Annotated in this window: 9 protein-coding genes; 1 reads left to right on the forward strand and 8 read right to left on the reverse strand. The window is 37.8% G+C overall.

All coding sequences use genetic code 11. The features are described 5' to 3' along the window. Positions 1-5: 5 nt before the first annotated feature. The 8 genes from ASE74_RS10585 to ASE74_RS10620 form a co-directional block, all read right to left on the reverse strand. Positions 6-1,529 carry a RagB/SusD family nutrient uptake outer membrane protein gene (locus ASE74_RS10585; protein ID WP_055908318.1) on the reverse strand — a complete coding sequence of 508 codons (1,524 nt, stop codon included), beginning with the start codon at positions 1,527-1,529 and terminating at the stop codon, positions 6-8. An 11-nt stretch (positions 1,530-1,540) separates the two neighbouring features. After that, complete coding sequence (locus tag ASE74_RS10590) at positions 1,541-4,687, reverse strand: SusC/RagA family TonB-linked outer membrane protein (RefSeq protein WP_055908321.1); 3,147 nt, start codon at positions 4,685-4,687, stop codon at positions 1,541-1,543. A 21-nt stretch (positions 4,688-4,708) separates the two neighbouring features. Continuing rightward, positions 4,709-5,800: a DUF5007 domain-containing protein gene (locus tag ASE74_RS10595; RefSeq protein WP_157255401.1), complete on the reverse strand. Its 1,092-nt coding sequence runs from the start codon at positions 5,798-5,800 to the stop codon at positions 4,709-4,711. 35 nt (positions 5,801-5,835) lie between these two features. Next, entirely contained in the window at positions 5,836-6,945 is a 1,110-nt protein-coding gene (locus ASE74_RS10600) for a fasciclin domain-containing protein (RefSeq protein ID WP_235526055.1), read from the reverse strand. A 10-nt stretch (positions 6,946-6,955) separates the two neighbouring features. Further along, entirely contained in the window at positions 6,956-8,473 is a 1,518-nt protein-coding gene (locus ASE74_RS10605; RefSeq protein ID WP_235526056.1) for a RagB/SusD family nutrient uptake outer membrane protein, read from the reverse strand. A 34-nt stretch (positions 8,474-8,507) separates the two neighbouring features. Continuing rightward, the gene (locus ASE74_RS10610; RefSeq protein ID WP_082458737.1) at positions 8,508-11,522 is read right to left on the reverse strand and encodes a SusC/RagA family TonB-linked outer membrane protein; all 3,015 of its coding nucleotides are present in this window, start codon (positions 11,520-11,522) and stop codon (positions 8,508-8,510) included. A gap of 522 nt (positions 11,523-12,044) precedes the next feature. Further along, a complete protein-coding gene (locus ASE74_RS10615) occupies positions 12,045-13,580 on the reverse strand; it encodes a SulP family inorganic anion transporter (protein ID WP_055908327.1) in 1,536 nt (511 codons plus the stop codon). A gap of 62 nt (positions 13,581-13,642) precedes the next feature. Next, a complete protein-coding gene (locus ASE74_RS10620) occupies positions 13,643-14,056 on the reverse strand; it encodes a helix-turn-helix domain-containing protein (RefSeq protein ID WP_082458738.1) in 414 nt (137 codons plus the stop codon). 133 nt (positions 14,057-14,189) lie between these two features. On the opposite strand from ASE74_RS10620, the gene ASE74_RS10625 reads away from it, so the two are divergent. Then, positions 14,190-14,945 (forward strand): SDR family oxidoreductase, encoded by a 756-nt coding sequence (locus ASE74_RS10625; RefSeq protein WP_055908330.1) that lies wholly within the window; start codon positions 14,190-14,192, stop codon positions 14,943-14,945. Positions 14,946-14,947: the final 2 nt, after the last annotated feature.

The raw sequence follows: 14,947 nt of genomic DNA on the forward strand, positions 1-14,947 counted from the left end.
AATAATTAATTACCACCATTAACCCAGTATTCATTCAGTTTCATAAATGGATTATTGTTCACAGCATCTGAGCTGATGGGCCAGGTCCAGGCACCACGACTAAATTTATCTGATGTAAGTACATTGTAAGAAAACTGACTGTTTAAAATTCTTTTGGTTCTAACCAGATCGAAGTAATGGTGGCCTTCGCCGATAAGCTCTCTAGATCTTTCGTAGAAGATAAAATCTTTCAGTTCTGAGCCTCCGCCACCACTGTATTTTGTTGCTTGTGCACGCTCTCTTACTTTATTCACCAATACAATGGCCGCTGCATCTTCTCCTAAATTGGCAAGGGCTTCTGCATAAAGCAGCAATTCGCCGCCGTACCTGAAAATCATAAAAGTATTATCAGGGTTGGCATCTTCCTCACCAACAATGAAGGAGTTTTTTGCATATTTCAACAACATGAACTTTCCGTTATCAGCAAAAATATCTTCGTTAAACCAGGTGGTTATTCTTTTATCACTACCATCCTGAAAAATTTTCTGCATATACTCTCCCCTGTAATAAGCAAAACTTACACGGTGGGTATACTCGGGCCTTTTATATGGGTAATGCAAAAACATATCGGCAATTGGCGCAACGTTCAATACTGCATCTCCATAATTGATACTTTGATAAAATTCAAACAAACTTTCTTCTGAACGACCTTTGATCACGGTTGACCATTCGCTAAGCGGCAATAACCGATAGGCATTACTGGCAACCAGTTCTTTACCTAAATCTGCGGTAGCCTCATAATATTTTTTTGCATTTGCATTGTCGAAACCGGCATTCCACATATTCATTTCCATCATTAAGGCAATAATGCTGCCTCTACTTGCCCGTACACCTTTTAAAGCAGGATCGCTATAAGTAAATGGAATTTCGTTTTTATGGCTATTTAAATCGGCGATGCATTTATTCAGTACAGAAACAAAATTTTCACGTGGTAATGAGGTAGAGTGAAATGCATCTGTATAGTAAACAACATCTCCAAATAACCGTACCATGGTGAAATAGCAAAGTGAGCGGATAAAAGCAGCCTCAGCTTTAAACTGTCCTTTTTCGGTATCGTTAACGCCTGGTACGCCCTCATCTAATTTTGCAATTAGGATGTTTGCACCTTGAATGGCCCTGTAATAACCTGTCCAATTTGTTATTCTATCAAAATTGTAGTAATCCCAGGGCTGCCCTCTTCTGATTAGATTTAATATATCGTTTCTGCCCAAATATTCTACATATTCTCGCGATGGGGCATTATCAGACTGGCTTTCGTGCAGCACTTCACCTGACCTATATTCTCCAACCGCACCAACATAGTGTGTTTCGTTTATTTTACTAAAAACAATCCTCGATAAATCGTAAATATTGGCAACAACATCTTCTTTAGACTGGAAATAGTTGTTACCCGTTAATTTATCCAAAGGCTGTACGTTTAAAAACTTTTTACATGAAGGCAAGCAAAAAGATGCCGCAATAACTAAAGTGTAAATGATAACTTTTTTCATAATAAATATTTTTAGTTGCCTGTATTAAGTTCTAAGTTTAAACCAATATTATAGGTACGTGGTACAGGATATCCATTTGAAATATCGCGCCCTAATGCGGTTACATTTTCTGGATTTGGACCACTATACTTAGAAAAGGTAATTAAGTTATTGGTTGAACCAAATATCCTTAAATTGGCAAGTCCGAATCTGCGTATCAACTTTTTATCGAACATATAAGAAAGCGTTAAATTGTTGATTTTCAGGTACGAACCACTTTCTTGCCATAAGGTTTGATCGGCTCTTAATGGCTGTATACTTCCGTAGCGGGCAAAATCATAAGGGTATGGGTACTTGGCTACATCACCAGGTGATTGCCAGATGTTTAAATCACCTAAAGGCACTACCGCATTTAATGCAAAAGGATCTTTCATAATGGCAATACGATCGGCAAGGGCATTATTCAAAATTGTTCTGTCTGCGGTATAACTTGCATACATATTTAAGCCCCAGTTTTTATACCTCATGGTAAATGATAAACCCCCTGTAAACAATGGCTGTGAGTTTCCGGTAATTTCGTAATCTCTTCCATCCAGGATGTAATCGCCATTTACATCTTTTAAAATCGGGTCTCCTCCATAAAAGAAGGTATTGTTGGTTTGGTACCTTTTTCCGGTAACCGGATCTACAGGTACATCACCATCCGTGCGGTAAACACCCTGGTTAATTCTTAAATAGTTGGAAAGAGTATTTCTACCCACACGGAAAACATTATGTTGCAGGTAACTGGAACCATCAAAGCGGATATATTGACCGTTATATTCTTCAGGCAATTTTAAAAGCACATCGCGGTTATAAGCGCCGTTTACTGAAAATGACAAATCAAAATCTTTACTGGTAATGGCTTTCACATTTAGACTGATCTCGGTACCATAATTTGCAATTCCTAAATCGTTGCTTGATAATTTGTTAAAACCTGTAGTATTGGATAAAATACGATCGAACAATAAATTATCTACTTTTTTGAAATAAGTATCAACAACGATCGAGAATCTGTTCAGGAAACCGATATCAAGCCCCAAATTGTATTGACTTGTTGTAGTTGGCTTTAATGCCGGGTTTGGAATTAAATCGTAATCTATACCAATGGTTTGGGTATTGTTGTAATTTCCATTAAGGTTGTAAATACCATAAATACTTTGAAGATTACCTGTTGGCACAATATTTTGCCCCCAGGTTAACCTTAAACTACCATAATCCAACCATTTTTTATCGGTTAACCAGTTTTCTTTGTTAAAGTTCCACCTTAAACCAACTGATGAGTTTTTAGAATATGGATTTTCTAAACCGCTTGATGATGTACCATCCAAACGGTAAGAAAATTCAGCAACATATTTTTTGTCGTAATCGTAGGATAATGAGCCTGCGAATGAGGCAATTGTAGCATTTCTATAGCTACTTAAAACCCCACCACCTCTTGAATAAAAACCATCAATACCAATTGGGCCCTGAAGCTGATCATTCGGAATTCTCTCCTGCCGACTTATTGACGATTGTGAGCCTTGTTTATAGATCTCATTAAACGTGTTGATAAAGAAATTATGTTTTTCGCCAATCGATGTTGCATAAGTAATGGCATTTCTATTGTACAACTGGAAATTTCTTCCATTATAATCATACAGTTTGGCAAACTGTCCGTTTGCCGCAGCAGGTGTAAATGTGGTTTCAGTATCTGATGTATAATCGTAACTCAAGGTTGATGAAGCTGCCAAACCCGGAATAAATTCATAGCGGGCATCAATATTTGCTCTTAAATTTCGAGAGTTATTATCATTTAAAGTTTGTAAGGCCGATAATACCCCACCAGATGCCTGATAAAATGATGGTGGCGGCAAAAGTGTTGAGGCCTGCCCGTTGGCAGCTACTCCCGATTGAAGTAAACCGGCACCGTTACCTTTATTTTGTTTACCAACTGAACCGTTAACAAAACCGAAAAATCTAAATTTATCATTCGGTTTAAACTCCATGTTCATGTTTAAATTATAGCGGTTGTAACCTGTGTTTTTAATAACACCTTTTTCGGAATAATAACCCATATTGGCTTTGTAATTAAACTTTTGATCACCGCCATCTAAAGCCAGGTTATGACTTTGGTTAAAGGTAGTTTGGTAAAATACATCCTGCCAATTGGTAGAATTATTCCAATAGGCATTTAAGCTATCGGCAAGAAAAGGTGTATTACTTATTCCCCTGATTTGATTAATGGTTTGAGCATTTAAAATGATCTGCTGAATTTTTAATGAACGCTCGGAATTACCACCTAAGGTTTCGCGTAATTTTGGTGGAGAATTAACGAAAAAGTTAGATACGTATTTAATACGTGGCACTTTAGAGTTACCTCTTTTTGTAGTGATAATAATTACACCATAAGCACCTCTCGATCCATACATGGAGGTTGCCTGTGCATCTTTCAGGATCTGGATATTTTCGATATCTTCCTGAGGGATTAATGAAAGCGGACTAACTCCCGGACCTTGTGTTTGAAAACCAAATTCAGCTGCTTTATCTGCATCCAAAGGCACACCATCAATAATATACAGTGGCGATGTAGGTTGCAGAAATGAATCGTTACCGCTACCGGATATACTTAAACTCGACAAACCACGAAGCTGTACCGATCCTCTAAAACCCGGAGCACCCGTATTGTTCTGGATATTTAATCCCGGTACTTTACCCTGTAATAAGGTTTCTATATTGGATACAGGTACATCTGCTACATCTTTATTGGTTAGCACGGTTACCGAACCGGCAGTAGTTTCTTTTGGCCTATTTTGATAAGCTACAATGATAACATCGTTCAGATCTTTACGGTCTTCGCTAATGGTAACTGTAATATTTGTTTGATTGGTAATTTTAACCGATGAGGTGTTGTAACCTAAAAATTTAAATAAAAGTGTGCCTCCAACAGGTACATTTACAGAAAACTTTCCATCGCCATTGGTTTGTGTTAGGCCTTTATTGGTGGCTTGTAAAACCACTGATACTCCTGGAACGCCTTGTTTTGTGTCTTTATCTAAAACCCTACCATTTATAATGATATTTTTTTCTTGCGAATAGGCATTCGTACAACATATTATACATACAATAAGTAATGTATATAAAAGTATATTTCTTTTCATAATATTAGCTTTATTGATCAACTATTCGTTAGCAAATTTTGGGTTTTCGTTTTTGAAATAAAATACGATCTCCCAGTCACCTGCCTTATAAATGGCGAAATCGATACCGAAATTGCCCACTGTACGTACACCTCCAAAACCTATTCTGGAGTAGCTCAGTTCCACTTTTGCTCTTGATCCTCCGGTTGCGTAAGATGTTGGAACCTCTACCAATGGAATGGGATAAGCAACATCGTATTGCACATATTTATCTGTTTTTTGAATATTAAATCCATGGATCATTTTGTCCCAAACGGTTTCATTAAATGCAGATGGATTAATTTCTACAGAATCTTTGTTCAAAACCTTAATTCTAAGCGAATGCCCGTTACCACCGGAAGTAAATGGACGGATGTAAACGATTGCGTCCTTTTTATCATTATTACTTACCAGCGGTAAGTTAGATGTAGCACCGATTACGTTGTTTAGATAAGGGCGGATATAATCCCGAAGAGTTTTATCTAACGGAAATTTTGGATCAGGCGCAGGCAAACCTGTATAGGCGTTAAAATCATTCGATGGCTCGTAAGGGCGCTCCCTGAACGGTCTGATCTGAAAATCCCTGATCAACCTTTCTCCACCTGTATTTTTCACTTTAACATCAAAAAAGCGCGTATCCTGAGCGAAATTGGTACTATCTGTCGGACGGGGCTTTAATATCTGATTGGTTGCCGAAGGCCATAAAATAAATTCGCCTGATGAACGCATTTCAAATATTGGATGCGTTTCTATTTTTCTCTTTGCTTCGATCTCGGCGAGGCTTTTTTCTAAACCTGTATAAGGTGCAATCCATACGTAAGTAGGTGCAGTTATAAAAAGATCTGTTACTGGTTTTCCATCGCCATATCTAACATTCAAAATTTCAAACGTAATCGGATTGGTTGAATTGTCGCTGTTAAAGCCACCGATCAGATTGGTTCTGCCAATTATAGGCTCGAGAATTTTATTGCTAAAATTCACATTATTACTCATATAATCCTTCTCGTCAGGCAGGTCGAAAATCTTTTTACAGCTACAAAAAACAGTGAGGGCAAGTAAAAGGAGCGCAAAATATTTATTTATGATAAATTTCATTGGAGTCTTTATTTTAATGTTTCTATTCCGCATCATTATTTCGTTTTGTTTATGGTAAACTCTGCCAACTGGAATAATCCGCTGTTTCGCAGTTCGGTAATATCAATGCGGTAAAATTTATAGGCAACAGTATTTGTGCACCTGAAAATCTTTTGCTGATACCTTTCTTCGAAGAAGAAGTTAGATCTTCTATCCAATTCTACCCAGTTTACACCGTCCATAGAGCCCTCATAAGTCCAGGCTTTTGGATCCCTTTCGTTGGCATCATTTGCAGAGGTTAAGGTATAAACCGATGACACTGCAGGGGTTTTAAGTTCAAACCTCATCCACAATTCACCCTGCAAATCAGCTAAGAACTTAGTATGGTCATCTCCATCAATCACTTTTCTCGAATTTTCGCCACTGGTTATACCTCCGCCATTTTCGCGGTTAGATGAAAACACACCACCTATTTCGAGGTATAGGTTTGGTGGTGGTGGTACAAAAGTTAACCTGGTAACGAACTCATTAAAACCGAATACGTGATCGGCACTGATTACGTGTACCACGCCATTTTTGGTTTTAATGTTGTTTGATGAGGTTGTACTTGTTGCCCAGTTGCGAACAAATTTGCTTTTTTTGGTATTATCAAAATTGATAACTGCCGGCCCTGCGCCAACCTGGCCTGAAGCAGAGATGTTGGTAATGCTGGCATGCATCGGGTAACCAATATGTACACTGGTTAAGTTTAAACCATCCTGAAGTTTTAAGGAATCAGTTGTTTTTTTACCTCTGATAATATAATAAGAGGTCATTGTATCTAACTGAACCGCATCAATATTGGCTAAAAAAAGTGGATCTTTATCTGATAGTTTTCTTAAAGTATTTAAGTTCCTTAAAGCCAGTTGAAAACTTGGATTTGTTACAGCAAATAAAGTAACATTACTATCGGTTAATGTTTTTTTCAAACCCATTCGATCAACTGCTACAATTAGCGAATCGAAAACGCCTGGTTTGCTTTTTAAATAATCGTAAGTACTACCGGCAAAGGTTACATCCTGTTCTGGAGCATCATAAAACCCTCCGTTTTTTTTGCAAGCTGCATTGACTAGAATTAGCAACGTTAAAATTGCTAAAGCGCTCATGTATTTTATTGAATTTTTCATATCCGTATAATTAGCGCCAGTAAGCATTTTGGGTTAATAAACTATTTTGAGAAATAAGTCTTCTTGATATTGGCCAGTAAATGCCGCCAGAGTTAATGAGGTTCATAAATTTGGCGTCATTTTGTTTAATCTTATTGTAGCGGATCAAATCGTACCATCTAGAACCTTCGCCCAACAATTCGCGGTGGCGCTCTTCGAAAATGACTTTGATAATATCATTGGTATTTAGTGAGTTAAGCAGTTCTATAGGGTCTTCAAATCTTCTGCTTTGTACAACAAGCAATTCATTTAAAGCACCATTTTGATCGCCTAAAACCGATAGAGCTTCTGCCCTTAAGAGTACAATATCTTCTAACCTGGTAAAAATTAAAGCACTGGTAAAATACCTGAAGTTCGGATCTGTTCCTCCGCCCTGAATCACTTTGATTTTGCTGAAAATGGGATACTTACCGTTTAAATTTGTAAAGTATCTGCCATCATATTTCGCTTGTCCTAAAGTATCAACGGCAAACCTTTGATCTTTAGCGATATTGAAATATTTTAAGATCGAATCTTTTGGCAGGTATATATCCGGTACTGATTTGGTCATAACCGGCTCAGCCAGGGTTAGCTCTTCAATGTGCCCTGTAGATGAGCCATCAACATGTCCGTAATCGGAGTTAAAACCAAACATTTGTCTGGTGTTTTTATTGTAAAAGAACCCGTTAGAATTTGATAGATCACCACTTGAAGTAAAACCACCTGCACTTCTGTTATAATTATCTTCAACAAATTTGGCATATTTAGCAACATTGGTGTAATCACCATTCCAGGCTGCTATATGGGCTAAAATGGCATAGGCTGTAACTTTGGTAGCCAAAGCACCACCCCATCTTCCTGATGTTTCATTATAATAATCAGTAGGCTGCTGCACATCACCACCACTATAAATGAATGGCATATCGGCTGCTGCTTTTAAAATTTCCTGTTCGGCCCATGCTAAAACCCTTGCCTGGCTTTCACGTGGTTTATCGGTAAACTTACCTTCATCCGAAGAGGTTATAAAAGGTACATCTCCCCAAATCCTAACCATATAGAAATAAGCAAAAGCCCTTAAAAATCTAGCTTGGGCAATATCAACAGTCATGTTATTGCTGGTGTAACGCTTATCTGTTTCTTTCACATGTGCTATATTTTCTAAAAAAACGTTGGCACCATTAACAATGGCGTAAAACCTTGTCCAATCGGATAACGACTCGAGTACCGGATATGATGCATTTAAATTATTACCGATAACTGCCTTTAAATCCTGCCTTTTAGGACTTAAAAACTCTCCTGTTCTTACATCACCATAAATCCAGTGACCGTTATTATCTGATAAAGCAGCCCTTGTTAAAGCATAAACCCCTAAAATTCCAGATCGGGCATCTTCTACTGTATTCCAGGCATTTTTTTCGCCAACAACTCTGGTAGAATCTGTTTCTAAAGCTTTATTACAGCTCGCTAAGGCCACTATAGAAATCAGAAGTATGTATAAAATATTTTTCATCTTGCTTGATGTTTCGTTAGTTCTTGTTTTCATCTTATAGCTCCATTTTAACACCTACAGTATATGTTCTTGGAATTGGCTGGCCATAGCCTGTATCAACGCCATCGTAGCTAACCAATTCAGGATCCTGACCGGTGTAAGGTGTGAGGGTGAAAATATTACTCACTGCACCGTACACGAAAAGTTTACTGATTTTGATGTTTTTCTTACTAAGCAGGTTGCCAAGATCGTAACCTAACGATACCTGCCTCAATTTCAAAAATGATGCATTTTCTAAGAAAAGATCCTGATCTGCGCGATAAGGAATTACCGTACTCCAAGGGTTATAAAGCGGGTATTTTGAGTAATCGCCGCGTTTTTCCCAAAAGGTAATTTCTTTTACAGAATTGATATCTGTATTGCCTTCGCGGTTAACGAAATCAAAACGGTTGGCCATCTCCTGGTTAATTAGCTTTCTACCTAAATTAAAATATAAGCTTGTGCCTAAACTCCAGTTGCCATATTTAAAGTTGTTATCAAAACCACCTGCAATAGTTGGTAAAGAGTGGCCTTTTAATACTTTATCATCATCATCAATGGTATTATCGCCATTTTGATCCTGCCAACGTGGATCGCCAGCTTTTAAAGCAATTCCTTTGTATTTTAATTTTTGTCCATTAACTACCGGCACATCCCCATCTGAAGTGTAAATACCATTATTAACCAATAACCAATATTGATCTACAGGCTGGCCAACCTTTAAAAACCTGTTACCTACAACAAGCTGGTCCAAACCTCTAGGCAGGGCTTTCAGTTCGTTCGAATTGTGATTAAAGTTTAAGGCAGAATTCCAGGAGAATTTACTTTTGGCAATTACCTGACCGCTGATGGTTACATCAACCCCCATATTATTAACTGACATCCCGCTTTCGATAGATTGCTTATAACCGTATTCGGCATAAGCAGGAATACCAATTAATTGGTTTTTATCGGTTTTGCTGTAAAGATCAACCGAAAGTTGGAGACGGTTTTTTAACAATGCAGCATCGGCACCGATATTAACCTGATCGGAATACGACCAAGGCACACCATAACCCACCCAGCCAAACTGATAAGAACGGGTTAACACACCAAAGGCGTTATAGCCGGGCACGGTTAAGTTACCTGTATACCCAACAGAAGCTGTATATTGTGGCCCTTGTGCATAATTATCGTAGCTAAATGTACGCCCCATTCTACCAACACTTACACGTAATACCAAATCATCAACCAATCTGTTATCTTTCAAAAATTCATTTTTGATATTCCAGGCAGCAGAAATAGTTGGTGAGTAAAACCAGCGGCTTGTTGGTTGTGCATTTGAAGAACCATCTAAACGTAATATAGCTGATAAGAAATATTTTTCGTTAAATGAATAATCGGCTTTGCCATAAAAAGACAGTAAATTATCTTCAGTTTTATCAATAAAGCGATAAGTTAATTCTCTAGGGAAAGCAACCGGGATTAAATAATTTCCGTTATCAGAACCATCATCATTTTTAGGTTTCGAATCGAGCAAGTTGATTTTAATGTAATCGTTAACACCTTTATAAGCATAAGCGTTACTGTATTTGTAAATATCCCATTGCATAGATTGGCCTATTGCAAAATGAAAATCATGAACCTGATTAAGATTTAAATCATAGGTTACTTTATTATCCATCATTAACCTTTGGCTAAAGCCGTAATAGTTAGAGGCATAACTGTTGCCCTGCAAAAGCGTTCTGGCATAAAAAACATCCCTGTAACCTTCACTGTAATCGGCATTAAAGGCCGATATAACTTTAAACTTACCAAAAGTGCCTTCTAATTTGGCATATCCCTGAATGCTGTTGGTTTTATTATCATCAAAGCCTTTTGCGTATTGCTGTATATAAGAGGCATAAAAATCTTTGTTGGGAGGAAGCGGGGCGCTTAAATCAGGAAAATAATTAAGTTGTGCAAACCGATCGCGCAGGTTCCTGTTTCTATCACGGTTTAGGCGGTTTGCATTAATCATGGTAGAAAAAAGCAACCACTTAGTGGGCTTCATATTAATATTAAAAGTGGCACTATAACGATCTATGCCGGCTTGATCGGCTACACTCTCGCTTTTAGTGTTACCCAATGCAAACCTGAAGTTAGCCCTGTCGGTACCCCCCGCAAGCGAGAAATTAATGCCATATACCAAGGCATTTTTATAGTACAAATCCGTCCAATCTGATTTACCGCTATATACGTTGTTTAATGAATCACTTAGATATACCGGATATTCTTCATCATCAGAGTACCTGCCGTTTGTGGTATAAATATCGTAAAACCGCTGTCTGAACTCATTTTCATATCTTCCATTAATGGTATTAACAGATGGTTTTTGCACCATACCGATATAAGAATTGAAGGAAATTGAACGGTATTTACCAACTGCTGTTTTAGAAGTTAGCACAATTACACCATTAACACCCCGTGGGCCATAAATGGAAGTAGAACCCAAATCTTTTAGTACTTCAACAGATGCAATATTATTCATATCGATACCTGCCAATAAATTAGTTGCAGGGCCGATTCTATTAAAGTCAAATTGTTGTATATCAAAAGCGAAAGGATGTTCCCTTACCAAAGGGATTCCATCAAGCACAACCAGAGGCTGTACATCATATAAATCCTTTTTAGACAATAGCGGCATTGCAGCCCCTCTGATAAACATATTTTGTATAGAGCCCGGTTCGCCTGATGGCTCCTGAACATACAAACCAGCAAAATTGCCCTTTAAATTTTGCTGTAATGAAATGGCTGGAAAAAGAGACAGATCTTTCGGATCTTTTTTTACACCTCCGGAAAGCTTGTTGTAAAGTGTTTTTTGCTTAATCTGGTCTAAACTGTCTTTTCGCAAGGAATCTTTCAGAGTTACGATCTTAATTTTTGTCGTATCCTGAAATGCCAGGTAATTAATTGTTAGGCCTTTATGAAGTTTTTTGCCCGCTGCAAAAGTCGGTAAAACGTTTAATGTAAACGCGGCAAAAAAGACAAGGCACGCCCATAAGTATCGCATAGTTAATGGATCTTTAATTGGTAAAAAAAATGATTTTTAAAACTTAGTTTTTCGGAAACGGCAAGATAGGTCTCGGGTTAGAAAGACAGGTACTTCGATAGTAATAGTTAGGGATTCTCATAAAATTTAGCATTTGGTTAAATCAAATATATATATACTAAATCGTTTTAACAACAAAATGTCATTTTTATGAAATTTTTATAAAACAACGTAATAATATTAAATTCTATTAAAATAAATGTCAAATCGAGACATAAAAAATTAAATATTATTAATATTTGTTAATATTTTAACATCCTATAAAACAGCAGATAGTGATATTTTTGAGTCTTAATTACAATAAATTGAACAATTTTCTGTTGTTAAGCCTGAATCTAGTTAAACGTTTTACTAAGCATTTAATAAAGAGTCCTATATCTCGCTGAACAATAGAGTGTGTCCGCTTTGCAACAGCACCATTGCTTGTTACAGTATTATTGCCACATCAGTATTCTTTTATGGTTTAAAATGACTTATAAGCGATCATTTTTCTGTAGCAACCCGGTAAACCGGATCTTCAATAATATTTACCTGGATAATTTCGCCGGCATTTTTAAGTAAACGTTTACAATCATTACTCAGGTGCTTCAATTGCAGCTTCTTATTTGCATGGCTATATTTTTCGGTAAGTTTATTTAAGGCATCAATGCCCGACATATCGTAAATTCTACTGTTTTTAAAATCTATAACAACAAAAGCAGGATCTTGAGCAACATCGAAAAGCTCATTAAAATTGGCCACCGATCCAAAAAACAATGGTCCGTATATCTCATAGTGCTTTACGCCATCGGCATCAATGTGCTTGCCCGCCCTTATCCTTTTAGAACTTTCCCATGCAAAAACCAGCGCAGAAATAATTACCCCGATTAATACGGCCAGTGCAAGGTTATGCAACCAGATGGTAATTACCGCAACCAAAATGCCGATCACAATATCTTGCCTGGGCATCTTATTAATTACCTTAAAACTCATCCATTCAAAGGTTCCGATGGCAACCATCATCATTACCCCTACTAATGCAGCCATAGGCACGCGATCGATTACAGGCGCACCTACCAATATAATGATCAGAATGGTAATGGCAGCAACAATACCCGATAACCTGGCCCTTGCCCCTGCCGAAAGGTTAACCAATGTTTGCGCAATCATTGGGCAGCCCCCCATGCCGGTAAAAAAGCCATTTGCAATATTTGCTATACCCTGTGCTATGCTTTCTCTGTTACGGTTCCCTTTCGTTTCTGTAATTTCATCAACCAGGTTTAAGGTAAGCAATCCTTCAGTTAAGCCTACACCTGCCATAATGAGTGCGTATGGAAAAATTATTTTAAGTGTATCCATGTTAAATGGAACTAGAGGAATATGAAATGGCGGAAAACCTCCTTTAACTGATGCAATATCTTTCACCAATTTGGTATCGATTCCGAAACCTAAAACAACAATAAAAACCAAAATAATGGCCACTAAAGATGCAGGAATAGCTTTGGTTATTTTTGGGAGGATAACTACAATTGCAACAGTAAGCAGCACTAAAGCCAACATGATATATAAAGGTGTGCCGCTTAACCATTCTACTTTACCATTAACCATGGTTTTAAACTGTTCTAACTGCGACATAAAAATAATTACCGCCAAACCGTTCACAAAGCCGAACATTACAGGCTGCGGAACGAGCCGCACAAATTTGCCAAGTTTAAATAAACCCACTAAAATCTGGATTGTACCGGCAAGCGCCACTGCGGCAAAAACGTATTCTATGCCTTGGGTTTTCATTAAAGCAATAAGCACAATTACAGTAGCACCCGCACCACCCGAAACCAAACCTGGCCTGCCACCCAAAACTGCAGTTACCAGGCCCATAATAAATGCAGCGTACAAACCTGTTAATGGCGGAAAACCAGCAAGAATAGCAAATGATAACGATTCGGGAATCATCGTCATGGCTACAGTTAAGCCTGCAAGTATTTCAGTTTTGTAATCTATTTTCTTCGAAAAATCGAAAAGTTGCAGGTAGGGTTTCATTAATGAATGATATTAGCAAATTGCAAATATCGAAATAATAAGCACAATAGCCTTATTATTGGCTACGCATTGTGGGTAAGTTCAGCAAGCTGCTCCTCATCCTTAAAAGTGTAACAGCTCTTGTCGTGATCAGCATTTCCTGAAATTGGATTTATACGATGCTGAAAATTGCTTCCCCAAATTTCCAATGCTTTAAAAACATCAGTCAGCCTTTTACCCGATTCGGTAAACGAATATTCCACCTTTGGCGGTACCACGGGATAAATTTTCCGCTCCACAATCTGATCTTCCTCCAACTCCCTCAATTGCTGGGTAAGCATTTTTTCCGTTATGCCTGCTACACTACGGTGAAGTTCTCCATATCTTTTCGGACCCGACAAAAGCCTATTCAAAATAGTTAGTTTCCATTTACCGCCAATTACATTCAGCGCCGCTTCCATTGAGCAGGAGTAATAGGCTTGTCTTTTCTTTGTCATATAAAAATTTCGATGCAGGTGTTTAAAGAATCTCGGACCATTTCGTACTAAAAAGTGCGTACCGAACCAAAAAGTACATACTTGATGGGTGGTATAATTAGCCGTCTCTTTGACCTATTAAAACATAAAGATAATGAAAAAATTAGCAGGAAAAACCGCAATCATCACAGGTGGAAATAGCGGTATAGGTTATTCAACAGCAGCAGAGTTTTTAGCTCAGGGTGCTAAAGTAATCATCACAGGCAGAAATGAAAAATCGGTAAAAGATGCCGTTGCTGCACTGGGAGAAAATGCATTCGGAATAGTTTCTGACAGCGCCTATATGGAAGAAATTACAAAATTGGCAGAACAGGTAAAAACGATAACAACCACATTAGATATTATTGTGGTAAACGCAGGTATTGGTAAATTTAATTCATTGGCAGATATGACAGAGCAAATGTTCGATGAAATTATGAATATCAACTTTAAAGGTGCCTATTTTAGCTTGCAGCAATTATTGCCTTTAGTTAACAACGGCGGTTCTATTATTTTAAATACTTCGATAAATGCACATATCGGCATGGCTGGTGCTACCGTTTATGCTGCAAGCAAATCGGCATTATTAACTTTAGCAAAAAATCTATCTGCAGAATTAACTTCCAGAAAAATAAGGGTAAATGCGGTTAGTCCTGGCCCTGTTGGCACACCCTTGCATACCAGCGAAAAACTTGGCTTAAGTGAAGAAGATTTGCAGCAAATGGGAGAGCATTTGGTAAAACAGATCCCCGTAGGCAGATTCGGACAAGCAGAAGAAATTGCTAAAACAATTGCTTTCTTTGCTTCTGATGACTCATCATTTATTTTGGGATCAGAACTCATCGCAGATGGTGGTATGTATAATTTATAATA

Origin of the sequence: Pedobacter sp. Leaf216 (assembly GCF_001421515.1) — a bacterium.
GTDB lineage: Bacteria > Bacteroidota > Bacteroidia > Sphingobacteriales > Sphingobacteriaceae > Pedobacter.

What these genes read in the sequence shown, in the direction of transcription:
- ASE74_RS10585 (WP_055908318.1), bottom strand. Translation starts at nt 1,529, where the DNA reads ATGAAAAAAGTTATCATTTACACTTTAGTTATTGCGGCATCTTTTTGC.
- ASE74_RS10595 (WP_157255401.1), bottom strand. Translation starts at nt 5,800, where the DNA reads ATGAAATTTATCATAAATAAATATTTTGCGCTCCTTTTACTTGCCCTC.
- ASE74_RS10590 (WP_055908321.1), bottom strand. Translation starts at nt 4,687, where the DNA reads ATGAAAAGAAATATACTTTTATATACATTACTTATTGTATGTATAATA.
- ASE74_RS10605 (WP_235526056.1), bottom strand. Translation starts at nt 8,473, where the DNA reads ATGAAAAATATTTTATACATACTTCTGATTTCTATAGTGGCCTTAGCG.
- ASE74_RS10600 (WP_235526055.1), bottom strand. Translation starts at nt 6,945, where the DNA reads ATGAAAAATTCAATAAAATACATGAGCGCTTTAGCAATTTTAACGTTG.
- ASE74_RS10610 (WP_082458737.1), bottom strand. Translation starts at nt 11,522, where the DNA reads ATGCGATACTTATGGGCGTGCCTTGTCTTTTTTGCCGCGTTTACATTA.
- ASE74_RS10625 (WP_055908330.1), top strand. Translation starts at nt 14,190, where the DNA reads ATGAAAAAATTAGCAGGAAAAACCGCAATCATCACAGGTGGAAATAGC.
- ASE74_RS10615 (WP_055908327.1), bottom strand. Translation starts at nt 13,580, where the DNA reads ATGAAACCCTACCTGCAACTTTTCGATTTTTCGAAGAAAATAGATTAC.
- ASE74_RS10620 (WP_082458738.1), bottom strand. Translation starts at nt 14,056, where the DNA reads ATGACAAAGAAAAGACAAGCCTATTACTCCTGCTCAATGGAAGCGGCG.